A 13682-nucleotide genomic window follows, 5' to 3' on the forward strand; every position below is an offset into this window, starting at 1 on the left:
ATTTTTTAAATCCATGTTAAAAGTTCAGCATCACGCGCTTTCAAATAATGATGCTCATTGAAACTGAGTAATTGCAAACGACCATCTGTCCAACGCAACGTGGTTATGCTGGCATTGGCAATCGACCAATTCAGTGCAAAAATCTGTTTAGCACCCAGACCTAATACCTGACCGACCGCCACAGAAATGACTCCACCAGAACTAAATACCACCGCCTGACGCGGTTGCGTGGCATCAATCTGCTGACACAAACTGTGCAAAGCACTTTCTACACGCGATTGAAAGCCTAACCAAGTCTCATGATATTCATGGTCATATTGCTCTCCAATCCAGCGATCAATCGCGCCATCAAAGATTTTCGCGAGATAAGCACGTGGATTGGCGACTAGCTCGACATCCTGTTTCAGCAATTCAGGTTGATTAAAACGTGGTTCGTATTGTGCAAACACCTGTTGATGATCAAACTCATTCCATACTGACTCTGTTTGAATCGCTGCATCATGAAAACTTTGGGATAAGGCCAATTGTGCTGTTTGCTGATGACGTTGCATCGAACCTGCCACAATCAACGGTGTTTGCTTTAGGGTCTGTTTAAAAAAATCACCGACGACCTGCGCCTGCTGTTCACCTTTAGCGGAAAGCTGATCATAACTTGCTGCACCAAATGACGCCTGCCCATGTCGCACCAAATAAATTGTGGTCATCGTTTTAAAATATCCTGTAGTTTTGCGCCATATTCAGCAATCAATGGCCGCGCTTGCGAATTGTTTTGCGTAATCAGTTTTAAAGCCCGAATATGTAAGGCATGAATCATGATCCAAAAATCTTTAAAGGCTGGATTATCGGTTTGCTGATGGTAATAACGATAATAGATCTGTTGCGCAATCACCGCTAAGCGGAATAAACCAAACACTTCATAAAATGCCCAGTTATCAGGCTTTAGACCTGTTTTTTCCAGATAATAATCCACCACTTGTTGCCGTGTCAGCATGCCTTTTAAATTGGTGGGTTGACGACGGCTAGATTTCATCAAAGCATCATCATCCTCTTGAATCCAATAGGCGAGTGCGCTGCCCAAATCCATCAATGGATCACCCAGTGTCGCCATTTCCCAATCCAGCACCCCAATCACTTGAGTCGGTTGTTGTGGATCTAAAATGACATTATCAAAACGCCAGTCATTATGAATCACGCAAGTTTTAGCATCGGCAGGGATATGTTCCAACAACCACTCACGCACAAAGGCAAAATCAGGCACATTTGGCGTCAGTGCCTTACTGTAACGCGCATCCCAACCCTCAACCTGACGACGGCAATAGCCTTCACCTTTACCCAGTTTTTCCAGCTCTGTACCTTGATAGGGTACTTGATGTAGTTCAATCAATTTATCCAGAACATTCAGACACAGCTGCTGTACTTGCGGCTCATCCAGCTGTAATTCTTTGGGTAAATTGGCACGCGGAATAATACCTTCAATCCGTTTCATGACATAGAAGTCACAGCCAATCACGCTCTCGTCCTGACACAGTGCAATCATTTCAGGCAGAACAGGGTAGAACGGCGCAAGATGCTTCTGCACATTGTATTCACGCGCCATATCATGCGCAGATTTGGCTTTGGTCCCTTTAGGTGGACGACGTAAAATGAGATCAGCATTGTCATACTGCAAACGATAAGTCCAATTCGATGCACCACCCGAATATTGGGTCACTTGTGGCTGTCCTTGCAGATCCACACCTTGGTTTTTTAACCAGCTTTCAACCGCCGCGATATCTAGTTCTTCACCGTGACGAACTTGCCCACCAACATCAATTACTGCCATTTACTTTTATCCTTATGAACGACCATAGCCACGTTTTTTGAGTTCTAATTTGGCAATCATGCCTTTATGGACTTCATCAGGTCCATCGGCCAAACGTAAACTACGCGCTTGATTGAAAAAGGCTGTCAATGGCGTATCGCGTGAAACACCTTCACCACCATGAATCTGAATCGCCATATCGACCACATGCTGTAATACACTTGGTGCCACTACTTTGATTGCAGAAATCTCTGTCAGAGCCGCCATATTGCCTTGCGTATCCATCTTATAAGCGGCATATAGCGTTAATAATCGCGCTTGATCGATCTGCACACGTGCATCTGCAACACGCTCTAAATTACCGCCCAATTTCAGGATTTCTTTACCAAAAGCTTTGCGTGACATACCGCGATCAATCATCAGCTCCAAGGCTTTTTCAGCAGCACCAATACAACGCATACAATGGTGAATACGCCCTGGTCCTAAACGACCTTGAGCGATTTCAAAACCTTGTCCTGCACCACCAATAAAGCTGCTGACGGGTACACGCACATTGTCAAAACTGACCTGTCCATGCCCATGCGGCGCATCATAATCACCAAACACAGGCAGCATACGTTCAATGGTCACGCCTTGCGTATCAATCGGCACAAGTACCATTGAATGTTGATGATGACGGTCCTTGTTTGGGTCAGGGGTATAAGCCATGAAAATAATCACTTTGGCGTTGGGATCACCCAAACCAGATGACCACCATTTACGGCCATTCAAGACGATCTCATCGCCCTCGATCACCGCCGTGGCTTGCATATTGGTGGCATCACTGGATGCCACCGCAGGTTCAGTCATACAGAATACGGAACGGATTTCGCCAGCGAGCAGGGGCTGTAGCCATTGTTGTTTTTGCTCATCGCTCCCATAACGCCATAACACCTCCATATTGCCGCTATCAGGCGCGTTACAGTTAAATACGGTGGGTGCAAGTAAGCTCCGTCCTGTGAGTTCAGCAATATGTGCATATTCCTGAACCGATAATCCTGCACCGAGCTCTGCATCAGGTAAGAACATGTTCCATAAGCCAGCCGCTTTTGCCTTATCTTTCAATTGTTGTAATTGTTCAGGCCATTGCCACTTGGTCCAGTCACCATCAACATTGTGATGATGTACTTCATCCCAGAATGTCTTTTCGATCGGTTCAATTTCTTGTTGGATAAAGGCTTTAGTTCGTGCAATAAAATCCTGTGCGCGTTCAGACAATGCAAACATTATCATTTCCCTCAATGTAAAATATGGCGAATATTGATTCGCTGCTTTACATCACCATAAGTGAAAATTTATTATGAATGAAATGATTTAATTTTATTCAAAACTATGAATCAGATTCATAATAGTCATCCACTGGAAGTGGGCAATTTCCATCGCATTGATATTAATCTCTATCCGCTTTTTATTGCCATTTTTGAGCAAAACAGCATTTCAAAAGCAGCTCAATTACTCTGTATCAGCCAGTCTGCGGTCAGCCATGCCTTACAACGCTTAAGAACTCAGTTAGGTGATGAGCTATTTGTTCGTAGTGGGCAAAAAATGCGACCAACCCCTTATGCTGAACAAATTTATCAACCAATTCAGGCCGCATTGCTTGCCATCCAACAGATTGCAATTCCTCAGCATGCTTTTATTCCAAGCATGCTGCAAAGCCTGAAAATCGCCATTCATGATGAAATCGAACCGATTATTTTCCCGCAATTGGTCAATCACTTTGCCCAACTGAATCTGGACATCCAATTTTTGAGTTCCAAGCTGGACCGTAAAAACATGCTGGCAGATCTCTCCGCCCAACAAATTGATTTTGTCATTGATCTGGTTCAACCACATCAAGATCATTTACAGTTTGAAAATCTGATTGAAGACCATTTTGTGGTCTGCACCCAGCAACAAGACATGGATTTATCGCTCTATTTATCATCACCGCATATTGGCGTGTCGTCACGGCGTACAGGCTTATTATTGGAGGATATTTATCTCAATCGCCAACAACTGTCGCGGCAAATTTTCCTGCGTTGCCAGCATTATTCGACAGCACTACAAATCTTGGCTCAATACCCAAATGCAATACTGACTATTCCTCAAAGTATCCTCAAACATCTACATTATGCTGAAAATCTGAAGATTCATGCTTTACCAACCGAACTGCCTAAAATCAATATGGGCATGTATTGGCATGAACACGTCACACAAAACCCCCGCCATCAATTTTTACGTACTGAAATTCTAAAAATTTTTAATTAGAACAAGCGAGTGTATCCCATCCCTCACTTGTTCTCCTAAGCTAGGCAATCGCAGCGCTTTGATTATTTGCTGGATGCCAACTGATCATCACTCCATTTCATCAAATACACTTTGGAAATGAGAAGACGCAGGATATAAATCACCGCCATCGCAAAAACGATATAGCCAATATCGGCAAAGAACAGAGGAATCAAAAAGAGGATCATCACTGTGATTGGATAGAGCCAACGTCTCCATCCTGATAAATAAAATGCCTCGTAAAATAACCAAATATAGGTGCTATAAATCGCCAGACAGGCAGCAATCAGCCATCCCATCATTTGACTGGAAATATGAGCATGTTGAGTTGAAACATCAACAGCGGCAGCTAAAGCTGCACCTAATACAGCAATACTGATAAAGATAAAAAAATGACCATAGCCCCATAAAAAAGGCTGTACCCCATGACGTTGATGGTGATGATGACTGCGGTCAAAGTAGACCCACCACATGGCAAACATCATCAACAGTCCGCCAATCACTAAAAAGATTTCCTTAAAATTCACGTCATGATTGGAAAAAGCTTCCTGCGTTGCGGCAAAACTGCCAATAATCGACTCTCCCAACACGATGATGGTGAGCAAACTGTAACGCTCGATAATATGATGTGGATGCCATGGTGTTACTGCATGCTTCTCAGCATAAAGAGGTACAGCGAGTTCAGCCAAAACTAAAATAAGGAACAGCAGAGGGGTCATGTGAATGGCGCTGAAATTGCCGATTAACCATCCCAACTGAACCAAGACAATGCCAACGGCATAGCGATAAGCTGTTACCCTCCGTTCAGGATCATGTTTTGCGACACGTATCCATTGGGTCACTAAAGCCAAACGCATAATCACATAACCAATGATAATCACATCGAAATTTTGTTCTTGAAAAACAGCTGGGATGCCCGCCGCCATCACCAATGAGCCAACAATTTGGACAAAGGTCAAACAATGATACAGCGTGTCATCATTGTCATAGGCTGAGGCAAACCAAGTGAAATTCATCCACGCCCACCACAAGGCAAAAAACACCATAAAATAGGTTGGCAAAGCGTGCCATAAATGACCTTCAATGATTGCGTGATGAAGTTGCTGTCCTGCGGTTGCAATTGCCACCACAAAAATCAGGTCAAATAATAGTTCTAAAGGTGTAGCCGCGCGATGGGCTTCTTCAGGATCACGGGGAGCAAATAATTTTCGCGTTTTATTTTGATTTTTTTCAGCACTCATCTCTTACTCTCGGAATAATACCTTAAGTGCTAACTTAATCGATCTTCATGAATTTACCTATCACCTCGATCATAAAAATGCTTAAAATTTATGCATTGAAAATTTGCTTAAATCGATTATTTGTGTAATTCTATGCACATCTTTGGATAGCATTATCCATACAGAATTTGACAAGGGGAGTAGCCTCCTCCAAACCTAAGTCACAAACAGCTTAGGTGTCAGAGTTTCGTCATTACACTTTGCAAAAAGTCGGACTCTGAGCATCACGATCAATCGTGATGTAGGCAAGACCTTGATCATGTTGAAACAGATGTATTAATTCATCTGGCAACTGGTCAAGGTTTTTTTATGTCCATTTGCCAGATAGGGAGTTGTGATGGAAACTATCGGTAATTTATGGCTATATGTCGTGTTCTTCGGCCTTGTCACAGTCATGCTGCTGATCGACTTTTTAGGCTTTAAACAAAAACAAGACCAAGATGTACCTATTCGACAAGCAGCTTACTGGAGCATTGCGTGGGTAACAGTCGCAACGATCTTTGGTGGTGGTTTATGGTTCTACCTACAGCAAACCGTAGGTGCAACCATTGCAAACCAAAAAACCATGGAATACTTTGCAGGTTATCTACTGGAAAAATCGCTGGCAATTGATAACGTCTTTGTCTGGCTAATGATTTTCGCAGCGTTTGCGATTCCACCAGCATTTCAACGTAAAATCCTGCTTTATGGTGTATTGGGCGCGATCATCCTAAGAACCATCTTTATCTTTATTGGTGCTTGGTTCGTACAAGAGTTCTCTTGGGTGCTGTATATCTTCGGTGCGTTCTTGGTCTACACGGGCTTTAAGTTCCTGAAAGGACAAGATGAAGAAGACACCAATATTGAAGATATCAAGCTATTGAAATGGTTACGCAAACACATGCGTATCACACCACAACTACATGGTAATAACTTCTTCGTTCGTCAGAACGGTGTGTTGTGGGCAACGCCATTATTCTTAGTCTTGATCTTGGTTGAAGCATCTGATGTTATTTTCGCGGTGGATTCTATTCCTGCGATTTTCGCCGTCACCAGTGACCCGTTTATTGTCTTAACTGCAAACTTAATGGCAATTTTAGGCTTACGTGCAATGTTCTTCTTGTTGGCAGGTGCTGCAAGTAAAATGCATTACTTACCATATGGCTTAGGCATCATCTTATTGTTCATCGGTGCGAAAATGTTATTGCTCGATGTATTCCATATGCCAATCTGGATCTCGTTAGGCTTTATCGTACTGGTATTAAGCATTACCGCTTATCTATCGTTACGCCATAATAAACGCCAAGCTCAATAATAAGCTGAACCTAAAAAAGGCCTTCAATTGAAGGCCTTTTTTATTTGGAACTCATTGCCCAATATTTTCTATTTTTGGATCAACTTCTTGTAATTGAGGCCATTGTTGTAACCATTGTTTGGAATCAACCCGTTTTTTAAATGTGGCATAGCTCACCAGTGCTGAATTCCAACGCAGCTTTAATTCAAATAAGTCCTGCAAACCAAACGGCGCAATCAATTCCAGTTCTCCTGAGGCATTGACGCGTACCGCAATGGCTGTTGCAGTATCAGGCCATAGCAATAAGGCGTGTTCAATCGATGCCAAAGGCTGAATCCTTTTGCCATTTTCTCCGCGATACCATGTATGTACCAATGCCTGATTGACCACATCCCATTGCTGTTGTGGAAATAATCTTTCTAGATTATGTTGCAGTTGCTTTTGTGAATGCTGATCCATTTCTGTTGCATCACAATAAATCACATCTACATCGCTATATTGCAAGTCAAAAGATTGACCATGTAAATACGCCCATACGGTATTTCGAAGTACCCCAGCACTTAAATAGGCATGAGGATGTAAACGAGACAATGTCTGTAATATTGCAGAAAGCACAGGAGATTGAGTGATTAATTCAAAAAGAATCGATTGATAATGCTCATGCATTTTTTTCATACGTCAATCGTCCGCATATATTGATTGAATCCACACATAATCATGCCTTACGACTCTGTACTTTAAAAGCGTAGATCAATATCATATGTCGGCTTTCCTAATCAGAAACATAATAAAACAAGGCTGTTGACCAATGAGTGTTGATCATGCCAATTAAAATGAGTGGGGTCTCATCATGCGTTCTAAAAAAATTAACCTAGTCGTTGTACCATTATTATTAACTGCATGTAGCCATAATGATGGTCCATTGGTTCAAGATGTTTACAACAGCCAATATGACTGTGCAACAGACTGGAATACTGAGACCTGTGAGGAAGAAAATAGCTCGGGGAGCGGCGGCTCAAGTGCTGGGGTTCGCTATTATGGTGGCTTTGGCTCAGGACGTTATTTAGGACCTCAATATTATCAAAACAATCGTGAAGTCTCGTTCCGTGGCAATACTTTAAGCCCACGTACCAATCTCAGCGTTGGGCAACCTTCCATATCAACTACTGCAAAAACTTATTCTGCATCATCTCCTGTTCGCGGTGGCTTTGGTCGTGGCGGTTTTTCCTTTGGTGGTTAATTCCAAAAACTGATATTCAAAAATGAAAAGAAAAATTTTCACACCACGCACAGATTGGCAAATTGAACACCAAAATATTGGCTTTGATTATTTTAATTTACCCTCACTGGACGGTTCAATTTACTGGTCGGAAGGTGTTGCCTATGAATTTAGCTTGAAACAAATTGAACAGCTGGAAGATGCTGCCAATGAATTGCATCAAATGTGTTTATCTGTTGCAGCAGATCTAATTCAGCGTGGTAATTACCCCGATTACTTCCATATTCCGACTGCGGCTATCGCACATATCGAGCAATCATGGCAACAAAATGCAGCGATGCTGTATGGACGTTTTGACTTCGCTTACGACGGTCGCAGCATCAAAATGCTGGAATACAATGCCGATACGCCAACGGGCTTACTGGAAGCATCTGTAGCGCAATGGCTATGGATAGAACAAGTTTCAGGTATTCCCAATCGAGATCAGTTTAATAGTATTCATGAAGACCTGATTAAACGTTGGAAAACCATTCTTCCACGTGGCAGTCATATCCATTTTGCTGCATGTCAGGAGGCAGGACGAGAGGATTGGGGCAATCTAGAATATTTAATGGATACTGCCTTTCAGGCCCATCTACAGGTCTCTGAACTATCAATGGAGAATATTGGATGGAATGGGCAAGGTTTTGTTGATTTAAACAACCATCCTATTCATAACCTATTTAAGCTTTATCCATGGGAATGGATTTGGGAAGAATCTTTCGCCCAATACCTCAACCCTCAAACACAATGGATTGAACCCTGCTGGAAAATGTTGCTCTCCAATAAAGCGATTTTAATCGAGCTATGGAAACGCTATCCAAATCACCCTTTATTGGTCGAGACACATCCGTTTGACCCACAGCAAACCTTGTCTGGTAAATGGGTGAAAAAGCCAATTTTAGCAAGGGAAGGGGCCAATATTCGGGTGTTGCAAGATGGTCTAGATCAAGGTGCTGCATCAGGCAGCTTCTATTTTGAAGACTATGATAAACACGGCTATGTGGTACAAAAATGGGTAGATACACCATCTTTTTCAGGCCAGTTACCAACTTTAGGATTATGGATGGTAGGACACCAATGTGCAGGTATGTCGATCCGTGAGGACTGCTATGACATCATTGGCAATGATGCCCATTTTGCTGCACATTATTTTGTAGAGTAAAAGACAAGATTTATATCTAGATAAATCATCTACAGTTTTTATTTTTTGAAAACCCCACAATGTCCTATGGTGCTAAGCGGCATGGATGCCGTTGGTTTAGCTGTGATACATGGATGTATCATCAGCTAAACAGAGGATTTTTGTTACTTTTGATCCATCAAAAGTAAGGAAAATGCCTATACAAAATTAATCGACTAAATTGAAATCCATATAATCATAGAGATTTACTTAAATCGTATGTGCTGCCACACGTTTCATATACGCAGCCAAGCGAGTAAAAAATAAAATTTGCAGAAAAACTGTAAAAGCAGAAACACACCACTCGTACCACATCTCAAATGCGGTCTGTTCTAAAGCAAAATATTGATAAATCGCTAACAGCACAATACCAAATACAATCCCCGCAACCGTCGTTTGCATCAAAATCGGAAAGGATAGGGCTGTAATCCGACTCAAGAAATGAATACCTTGATCACCGCCATTGGCCTGATACGTACGTTGTATCCCGACAACCATAATCACAAGGGTTAACGCTGCTTCAATGCCAATCACACGAACATCAACATAAGGCGAATACATACCGTAGTAGTACACCACACTCACCACCAATGCCGCCGCAAGATAATAGTTCTTATAATGTTGTTTACTTAAAGTATCTTCAGCCAACTCATGCGCCAAAGCTTTGGTATTCCAATAATACATGTGTATTTTTCTCAAGAAGTATCATTATTGCTGACAATTTACTCATTTCGGCTCAAATGTAAAGTGAATTGATTCAATCTATTACTCACATTTACACACGTTTTAATGGCTTTAATTAGGCGATTAATCCAGTAAGTTTGGCAAAATCGGGTACAATCAATCGAAAAAAGTAAAATTGTAGGTTGTTATGACTTTGGCTACTCCAATCACGGTAATTCGTGGTCGTTTCTTAGATATTCAAAAAACCGTTTCCCAAGCTGCTGAAATTGCCAATCAGGTTCGTTATATCGAAGATGGTGTGCTCATTACTGAACAAGGTAAAATCCGCTGGTTTGGCACGTGGAACGACGCTCAAGCCCATCTTCCTGCAAATGTTGAAATTCAGCATTACCCAGAGCAATTGATCATCCCAGGTATGATCGATACACATATCCATTTTCCACAAACGGAGATGGTCGGTGCCTACGGCGAACAACTATTAAGCTGGTTAAACACTTATACCTTCCCAACCGAAATTCAGTTCAAAGACAAAGCGTATGCGCAAGAAATTGCCAAGTTTTTTGTCAATGAACTCCTCAAAAATGGCACCACCACAGCATTGGTCTTCTGTACCGTGCACCCAGAGTCGGTTGATGCTCTATTTGAAGCTGCAGAACAGCACCAGATGCGTTTAATCGCGGGTAAAGTGATGATGGATCGTCATGCACCAGAAGCCCTTTGCGATACCGCAGAGAGCGGCTATGACGACTCTAAGGCATTGATTGAGAAATGGCATGGTCAAGGTCGTGCACTATATGCGATTACCCCACGTTTTGCTCCGACCTCTACACCTGAACAACTCGAAAAAGCAGGACAACTCAAAGCACAATTCCCAGATGTGTATGTTCATACTCATTTAAGCGAAAACAAAGACGAAATTGCATGGGTGAAAGATCTATTCCCTGAGCAAAAAGGTTATTTGGATGTTTATCATCATTATGGTTTAACAGGTCAACGCTCTGTATTCGCCCATTGTGTCCATTTGGAAGATGCTGAATGGAAATGCATGCATGACACAGACTCTGCCATTGCTTTCTGTCCAACCTCAAACCTGTTTTTGGGCAGTGGTTTATTTCCATTGAAAAAGACATGGGAACAGCAAGTGAAAGTCGGCTTGGGTACAGATGTTGGGGCAGGGACCTCGTTTAGCTTATTGCAAACTGTAAATGAAGCCTACAAAGTACAACAGTTACAAGGCGATAAACTCTCTGCTTTTGAATCGCTTTATCATGCGACACTGGGTGGCGCAAAAGCCTTGGATCTCGATGATAAACTAGGTAACTTCAACGTTGGTAAAGAAGCTGATTTTGTCGTATTGAATCTGAAACCGACGGCATTGCAGCAACTACGTCAGTCGCGCTCAAAGTCGATTGATGACAGCTTATTTGCCTTGTTCACTATGGGCGATGACCGAAATATTGAGGCGACGTATATCTATGGACAAAAAGCCTATAGCCAAAACTAAAATTTTAAACAAACAAAGACTTGGGTTAATGTTATTCGCCATAGGATGTGCTGTTCTATTAAAACGTGACAGTCGCTTATCTCAAAATGATACATATTCTTCATCATCAAAAGGTGCATGAAATGTGATTTTGTTTTAAAATTCCCACATTAGCTCAAGTTTTCGAGGTGTTGCAGGTCAACACCTTTTTTATTTTTCCATTTTTTAAAGTGTTAGGAATCTACCGATGACCATTGCAATGCGCATTATGATTTCAAGTGAAGAGATTCAAGCCAAAGTGAAAGAACTTGGCGAAAAAATCAATGCACACTATGCTCAAAGTGATAAAGAACTGGTATTGATTGGCTTATTGCGTGGGTCAGTTATTTTTATGGCAGACTTATGCCGTGCAATTGAAAAGCCACACGAACTCGATTTTATGACTGTTTCTAGTTACGTTAATGGCACGACGATTTCATCACGTGACGTAAAAATCCTCAAAGATCTTGATGGTGAAATTCACGGTAAAGATGTACTTGTGGTTGAAGATATTATCGACTCAGGCAACACTTTAAGCAAAGTGGTAGAGATGCTTAAAACCCGTAATCCAAACTCAATTGAACTCTGTACCTTGGTCAGTAAACCATCACGCCGTGAAATTCCTTTAGAAGTAAAATTCTTAGGTTTTGAAGTCGAAGATCGTTTTATCGTGGGTTATGGTTTAGATTTTGATCAAAAATATCGTCATCTGCCTTTTATCGGTGAGATTGGTCTTTAATTTATAAACATCGTAGATATTTCATCGATGCTTAGACAGATGCAATGAGCTGAACATTGCTCTTACTTTAGGTGCTTTCGGGCACCTTTTTTATGGCTTGATCTTAAACAAACCTTGCTAAAGAATGCACAAAAATACGACACAAATAGGCAATCCACTACAGACAAAGCAAGACCAGATCAAGCAGGATAGTAATAAATATCACTGTTAAAACAAGGAGAAAGACAATGTGGTCTCTAATTGTGGCAATTGTAGTTGGTTTTTTTGCTGGTTTAATTGCCAGAGCACTACATCCAGGTGAAGATAAAGCTGGTTTCATCGTAACAACATTATTGGGTATTGCAGGTTCATTGCTCGCTACTTATGGCGGTCGCTTATTGGGCCTATATGGTGAAAATTCGGCAGCTGGCTTTATTGCTTCCGTACTTGGTGCTGTGATTATTTTATTTATTTATAAATTGGTCACCAAAAAAAGCTAAATACATAAAAAACTCCCAATTCATTTTGAGCAATGGATTGGGAGTTTTTCTTTATAAATCTATAGACCTAATTCTTTCCAAATCATTTGTATTTCTTCAGCACTGCGCCCGCCAACCATTTTCAAACCATTTCCAAAGATCAAAGTTGGTGTGCCGTCGACACCCAATTTACGTCCTAACTCAAGATTGCGTTCAATCGGATTAGCACAGCTTTTTGCTTGCGGCTGTACATTCTTCTGGATCAGGTTTTTCCATGCATAGGCTTGATTGGCGTCACACCAGACTGATTTAGACACCGCCATTGATTGCGATTTTAATGGATACATAAATGTGTAAATCGTCACGTCATTGAGCTTATCTAACTCAGCTTCTAATTTTTTACAATAAGAACAATTCGGGTCTGAGAATATAGCAAGCTCATGTTTTCCTGTGCCTTTGACTGTTTTAATCGCATCTTTAAAAGGCAGTTGTTTCCAGTCAATCGAGTTTTGTTTTAACACCAAATCTTTCGTAAGGTTCTTCTGATCTTTTAGACGAACCATAGAGCCCACAAACATATGTTCTGCGTTTTCATCCAAGTAAATAATCTGGTTGTCCAAACTCGCACTGTATAAGCCAGTCATTTCTGTAGTTTGAATATTAGTCACTTGGATATTGGGATATTGCTTCGTTAAATTGTTTTTTAACGTCTCTACATTAGCGAAACTCATTGCAGAAACACAACTAAGTAATGAGAACATCCCAATTTTTTTTAACATGATTGACACTCTATTCAAAAATCAGTGGCTATTGTAATGACTCTCTGATCGACAAACAGCTTAGCTTACTGAGCAACAACCAAAATTCAACTAACGCTAGCGATGTTTCACGTGGAACATCAGATGATGCAGATGAATTAAGCTAAAAAACATTGCGTCATTGATCTATTATGTAAAAACCTGACAATATTGAGACATCACATTGATATTTATTTAATAATTTTAAAAAGTATATAGATCAAAACATGGCTTTTTGGAATAATTCAGCTCACTCACCAAGTCATGATCATGAGACTTAGTCTATATTGCATAGCATCTGACCCATCGCTATTTTCATTTTAAAGAAACAGGTCTATGTTTATCTTATTGGATTATTTTGAGTCAGCACTGAACACCGT

Annotated in this window: 14 protein-coding genes; 7 read left to right on the forward strand and 7 right to left on the reverse strand. The window is 41.2% G+C overall.

Annotation, left to right across the window (positions count from 1 at the left end; genetic code table 11):
* Positions 1-5: 5 nt before the first annotated feature.
* Genes FPL17_RS14120 through FPL17_RS14130 form a run of 3 tightly spaced genes read right to left on the reverse strand, consistent with a single transcriptional unit; the run spans position 6 to position 3067 of the window.
* On the reverse strand, positions 6-704 hold the full coding sequence (locus FPL17_RS14120) for a histidine phosphatase family protein (protein WP_159885672.1): 699 nt from the start codon (positions 702-704) through the stop codon (positions 6-8).
* Positions 701-1822, reverse strand: coding sequence for a phosphotransferase family protein (locus tag FPL17_RS14125; protein ID WP_159885674.1), 1122 nt, complete (start codon positions 1820-1822; stop codon positions 701-703). The genes FPL17_RS14120 and FPL17_RS14125 overlap by 4 nt, the downstream gene beginning before the upstream one ends.
* Before the next feature lie 12 nt (positions 1823-1834).
* Positions 1835-3067, reverse strand: a complete 1233-nt coding sequence (locus FPL17_RS14130) for an acyl-CoA dehydrogenase family protein (RefSeq protein ID WP_159885676.1) — start codon at positions 3065-3067, stop codon at positions 1835-1837.
* A 105-nt stretch (positions 3068-3172) separates the two neighbouring features.
* Here FPL17_RS14130 and FPL17_RS14135 point away from each other — a divergent pair, with 105 nt between their 5' ends.
* Entirely contained in the window at positions 3173-4090 is a 918-nt protein-coding gene (locus FPL17_RS14135) for a LysR family transcriptional regulator (RefSeq protein ID WP_005186300.1), read from the forward strand.
* 62 nt (positions 4091-4152) lie between these two features.
* On the opposite strand, the gene FPL17_RS14140 is transcribed toward FPL17_RS14135, so the two are convergent.
* Entirely contained in the window at positions 4153-5349 is a 1197-nt protein-coding gene (locus FPL17_RS14140) for a low temperature requirement protein A (protein WP_159885678.1), read from the reverse strand.
* A gap of 376 nt (positions 5350-5725) precedes the next feature.
* Between FPL17_RS14140 and FPL17_RS14145 the strand changes: the two genes are divergently transcribed.
* On the forward strand, positions 5726-6682 hold the full coding sequence (locus FPL17_RS14145) for a TerC family protein (RefSeq protein WP_005186297.1): 957 nt from the start codon (positions 5726-5728) through the stop codon (positions 6680-6682).
* Positions 6683-6733: 51 nt separating this feature from the next.
* Here the strand turns inward: FPL17_RS14145 and FPL17_RS14150 are convergent, their stop codons facing one another.
* Positions 6734-7336 carry a nucleotidyltransferase family protein gene (locus FPL17_RS14150; RefSeq protein WP_159885680.1) on the reverse strand — a complete coding sequence of 201 codons (603 nt, stop codon included), beginning with the start codon at positions 7334-7336 and terminating at the stop codon, positions 6734-6736.
* Between the two features lie 175 nt (positions 7337-7511).
* Between FPL17_RS14150 and FPL17_RS14155 the strand changes: the two genes are divergently transcribed.
* A complete protein-coding gene (locus FPL17_RS14155; protein WP_005186280.1) occupies positions 7512-7901 on the forward strand; it encodes a hypothetical protein in 390 nt (129 codons plus the stop codon).
* A 22-nt stretch (positions 7902-7923) separates the two neighbouring features.
* Positions 7924-9084 carry a glutathionylspermidine synthase family protein gene (locus FPL17_RS14160; protein WP_159885682.1) on the forward strand — a complete coding sequence of 387 codons (1161 nt, stop codon included), beginning with the start codon at positions 7924-7926 and terminating at the stop codon, positions 9082-9084.
* Between the two features lie 228 nt (positions 9085-9312).
* On the opposite strand, the gene FPL17_RS14165 is transcribed toward FPL17_RS14160, so the two are convergent.
* On the reverse strand, positions 9313-9786 hold the full coding sequence (locus FPL17_RS14165) for a hypothetical protein (protein ID WP_159885684.1): 474 nt from the start codon (positions 9784-9786) through the stop codon (positions 9313-9315).
* Positions 9787-9973: 187 nt separating this feature from the next.
* On the opposite strand from FPL17_RS14165, the gene guaD reads away from it, so the two are divergent.
* The 3 genes from guaD to FPL17_RS14180 all read left to right on the forward strand — a co-directional run bounded on the left by guaD (position 9974) and on the right by FPL17_RS14180 (position 12526).
* Positions 9974-11290 (forward strand): guanine deaminase, encoded by a 1317-nt coding sequence (gene guaD, locus FPL17_RS14170; protein WP_005186277.1) that lies wholly within the window; start codon positions 9974-9976, stop codon positions 11288-11290.
* 226 nt (positions 11291-11516) lie between these two features.
* Entirely contained in the window at positions 11517-12047 is a 531-nt protein-coding gene (gene hpt / locus FPL17_RS14175; protein WP_005146279.1) for a hypoxanthine phosphoribosyltransferase, read from the forward strand.
* Between the two features lie 227 nt (positions 12048-12274).
* Complete coding sequence (locus tag FPL17_RS14180; protein WP_005146280.1) at positions 12275-12526, forward strand: GlsB/YeaQ/YmgE family stress response membrane protein; 252 nt, start codon at positions 12275-12277, stop codon at positions 12524-12526.
* 59 nt (positions 12527-12585) lie between these two features.
* On the opposite strand, the gene FPL17_RS14185 is transcribed toward FPL17_RS14180, so the two are convergent.
* Complete coding sequence (locus FPL17_RS14185) at positions 12586-13284, reverse strand: DsbC family protein (RefSeq protein ID WP_005186276.1); 699 nt, start codon at positions 13282-13284, stop codon at positions 12586-12588.
* Positions 13285-13682 lie beyond the last annotated feature (398 nt).

The organism is Acinetobacter dispersus (genome assembly GCF_009884975.1).
Taxonomy (GTDB): domain Bacteria; phylum Pseudomonadota; class Gammaproteobacteria; order Pseudomonadales; family Moraxellaceae; genus Acinetobacter; species Acinetobacter dispersus.

Excerpts from the sequence above, each read along its gene's own strand:
- FPL17_RS14155 (WP_005186280.1), top strand. The coding sequence starts at position 7,512 with ATGCGTTCTAAAAAAATTAACCTAGTCGTTGTACCATTATTATTAACT.
- FPL17_RS14135 (WP_005186300.1), top strand. The coding sequence starts at position 3,173 with ATGAATCAGATTCATAATAGTCATCCACTGGAAGTGGGCAATTTCCAT.
- FPL17_RS14150 (WP_159885680.1), bottom strand. The coding sequence starts at position 7,336 with ATGAAAAAAATGCATGAGCATTATCAATCGATTCTTTTTGAATTAATC.
- FPL17_RS14165 (WP_159885684.1), bottom strand. The coding sequence starts at position 9,786 with ATGTATTATTGGAATACCAAAGCTTTGGCGCATGAGTTGGCTGAAGAT.
- FPL17_RS14160 (WP_159885682.1), top strand. The coding sequence starts at position 7,924 with ATGAAAAGAAAAATTTTCACACCACGCACAGATTGGCAAATTGAACAC.
- guaD (WP_005186277.1), top strand. The coding sequence starts at position 9,974 with ATGACTTTGGCTACTCCAATCACGGTAATTCGTGGTCGTTTCTTAGAT.
- FPL17_RS14120 (WP_159885672.1), bottom strand. The coding sequence starts at position 704 with ATGACCACAATTTATTTGGTGCGACATGGGCAGGCGTCATTTGGTGCA.
- FPL17_RS14185 (WP_005186276.1), bottom strand. The coding sequence starts at position 13,284 with ATGTTAAAAAAAATTGGGATGTTCTCATTACTTAGTTGTGTTTCTGCA.
- FPL17_RS14140 (WP_159885678.1), bottom strand. The coding sequence starts at position 5,349 with ATGAGTGCTGAAAAAAATCAAAATAAAACGCGAAAATTATTTGCTCCC.
- hpt (WP_005146279.1), top strand. The coding sequence starts at position 11,517 with ATGACCATTGCAATGCGCATTATGATTTCAAGTGAAGAGATTCAAGCC.
- FPL17_RS14130 (WP_159885676.1), bottom strand. The coding sequence starts at position 3,067 with ATGTTTGCATTGTCTGAACGCGCACAGGATTTTATTGCACGAACTAAA.
- FPL17_RS14145 (WP_005186297.1), top strand. The coding sequence starts at position 5,726 with ATGGAAACTATCGGTAATTTATGGCTATATGTCGTGTTCTTCGGCCTT.
- FPL17_RS14180 (WP_005146280.1), top strand. The coding sequence starts at position 12,275 with ATGTGGTCTCTAATTGTGGCAATTGTAGTTGGTTTTTTTGCTGGTTTA.
- FPL17_RS14125 (WP_159885674.1), bottom strand. The coding sequence starts at position 1,822 with ATGGCAGTAATTGATGTTGGTGGGCAAGTTCGTCACGGTGAAGAACTA.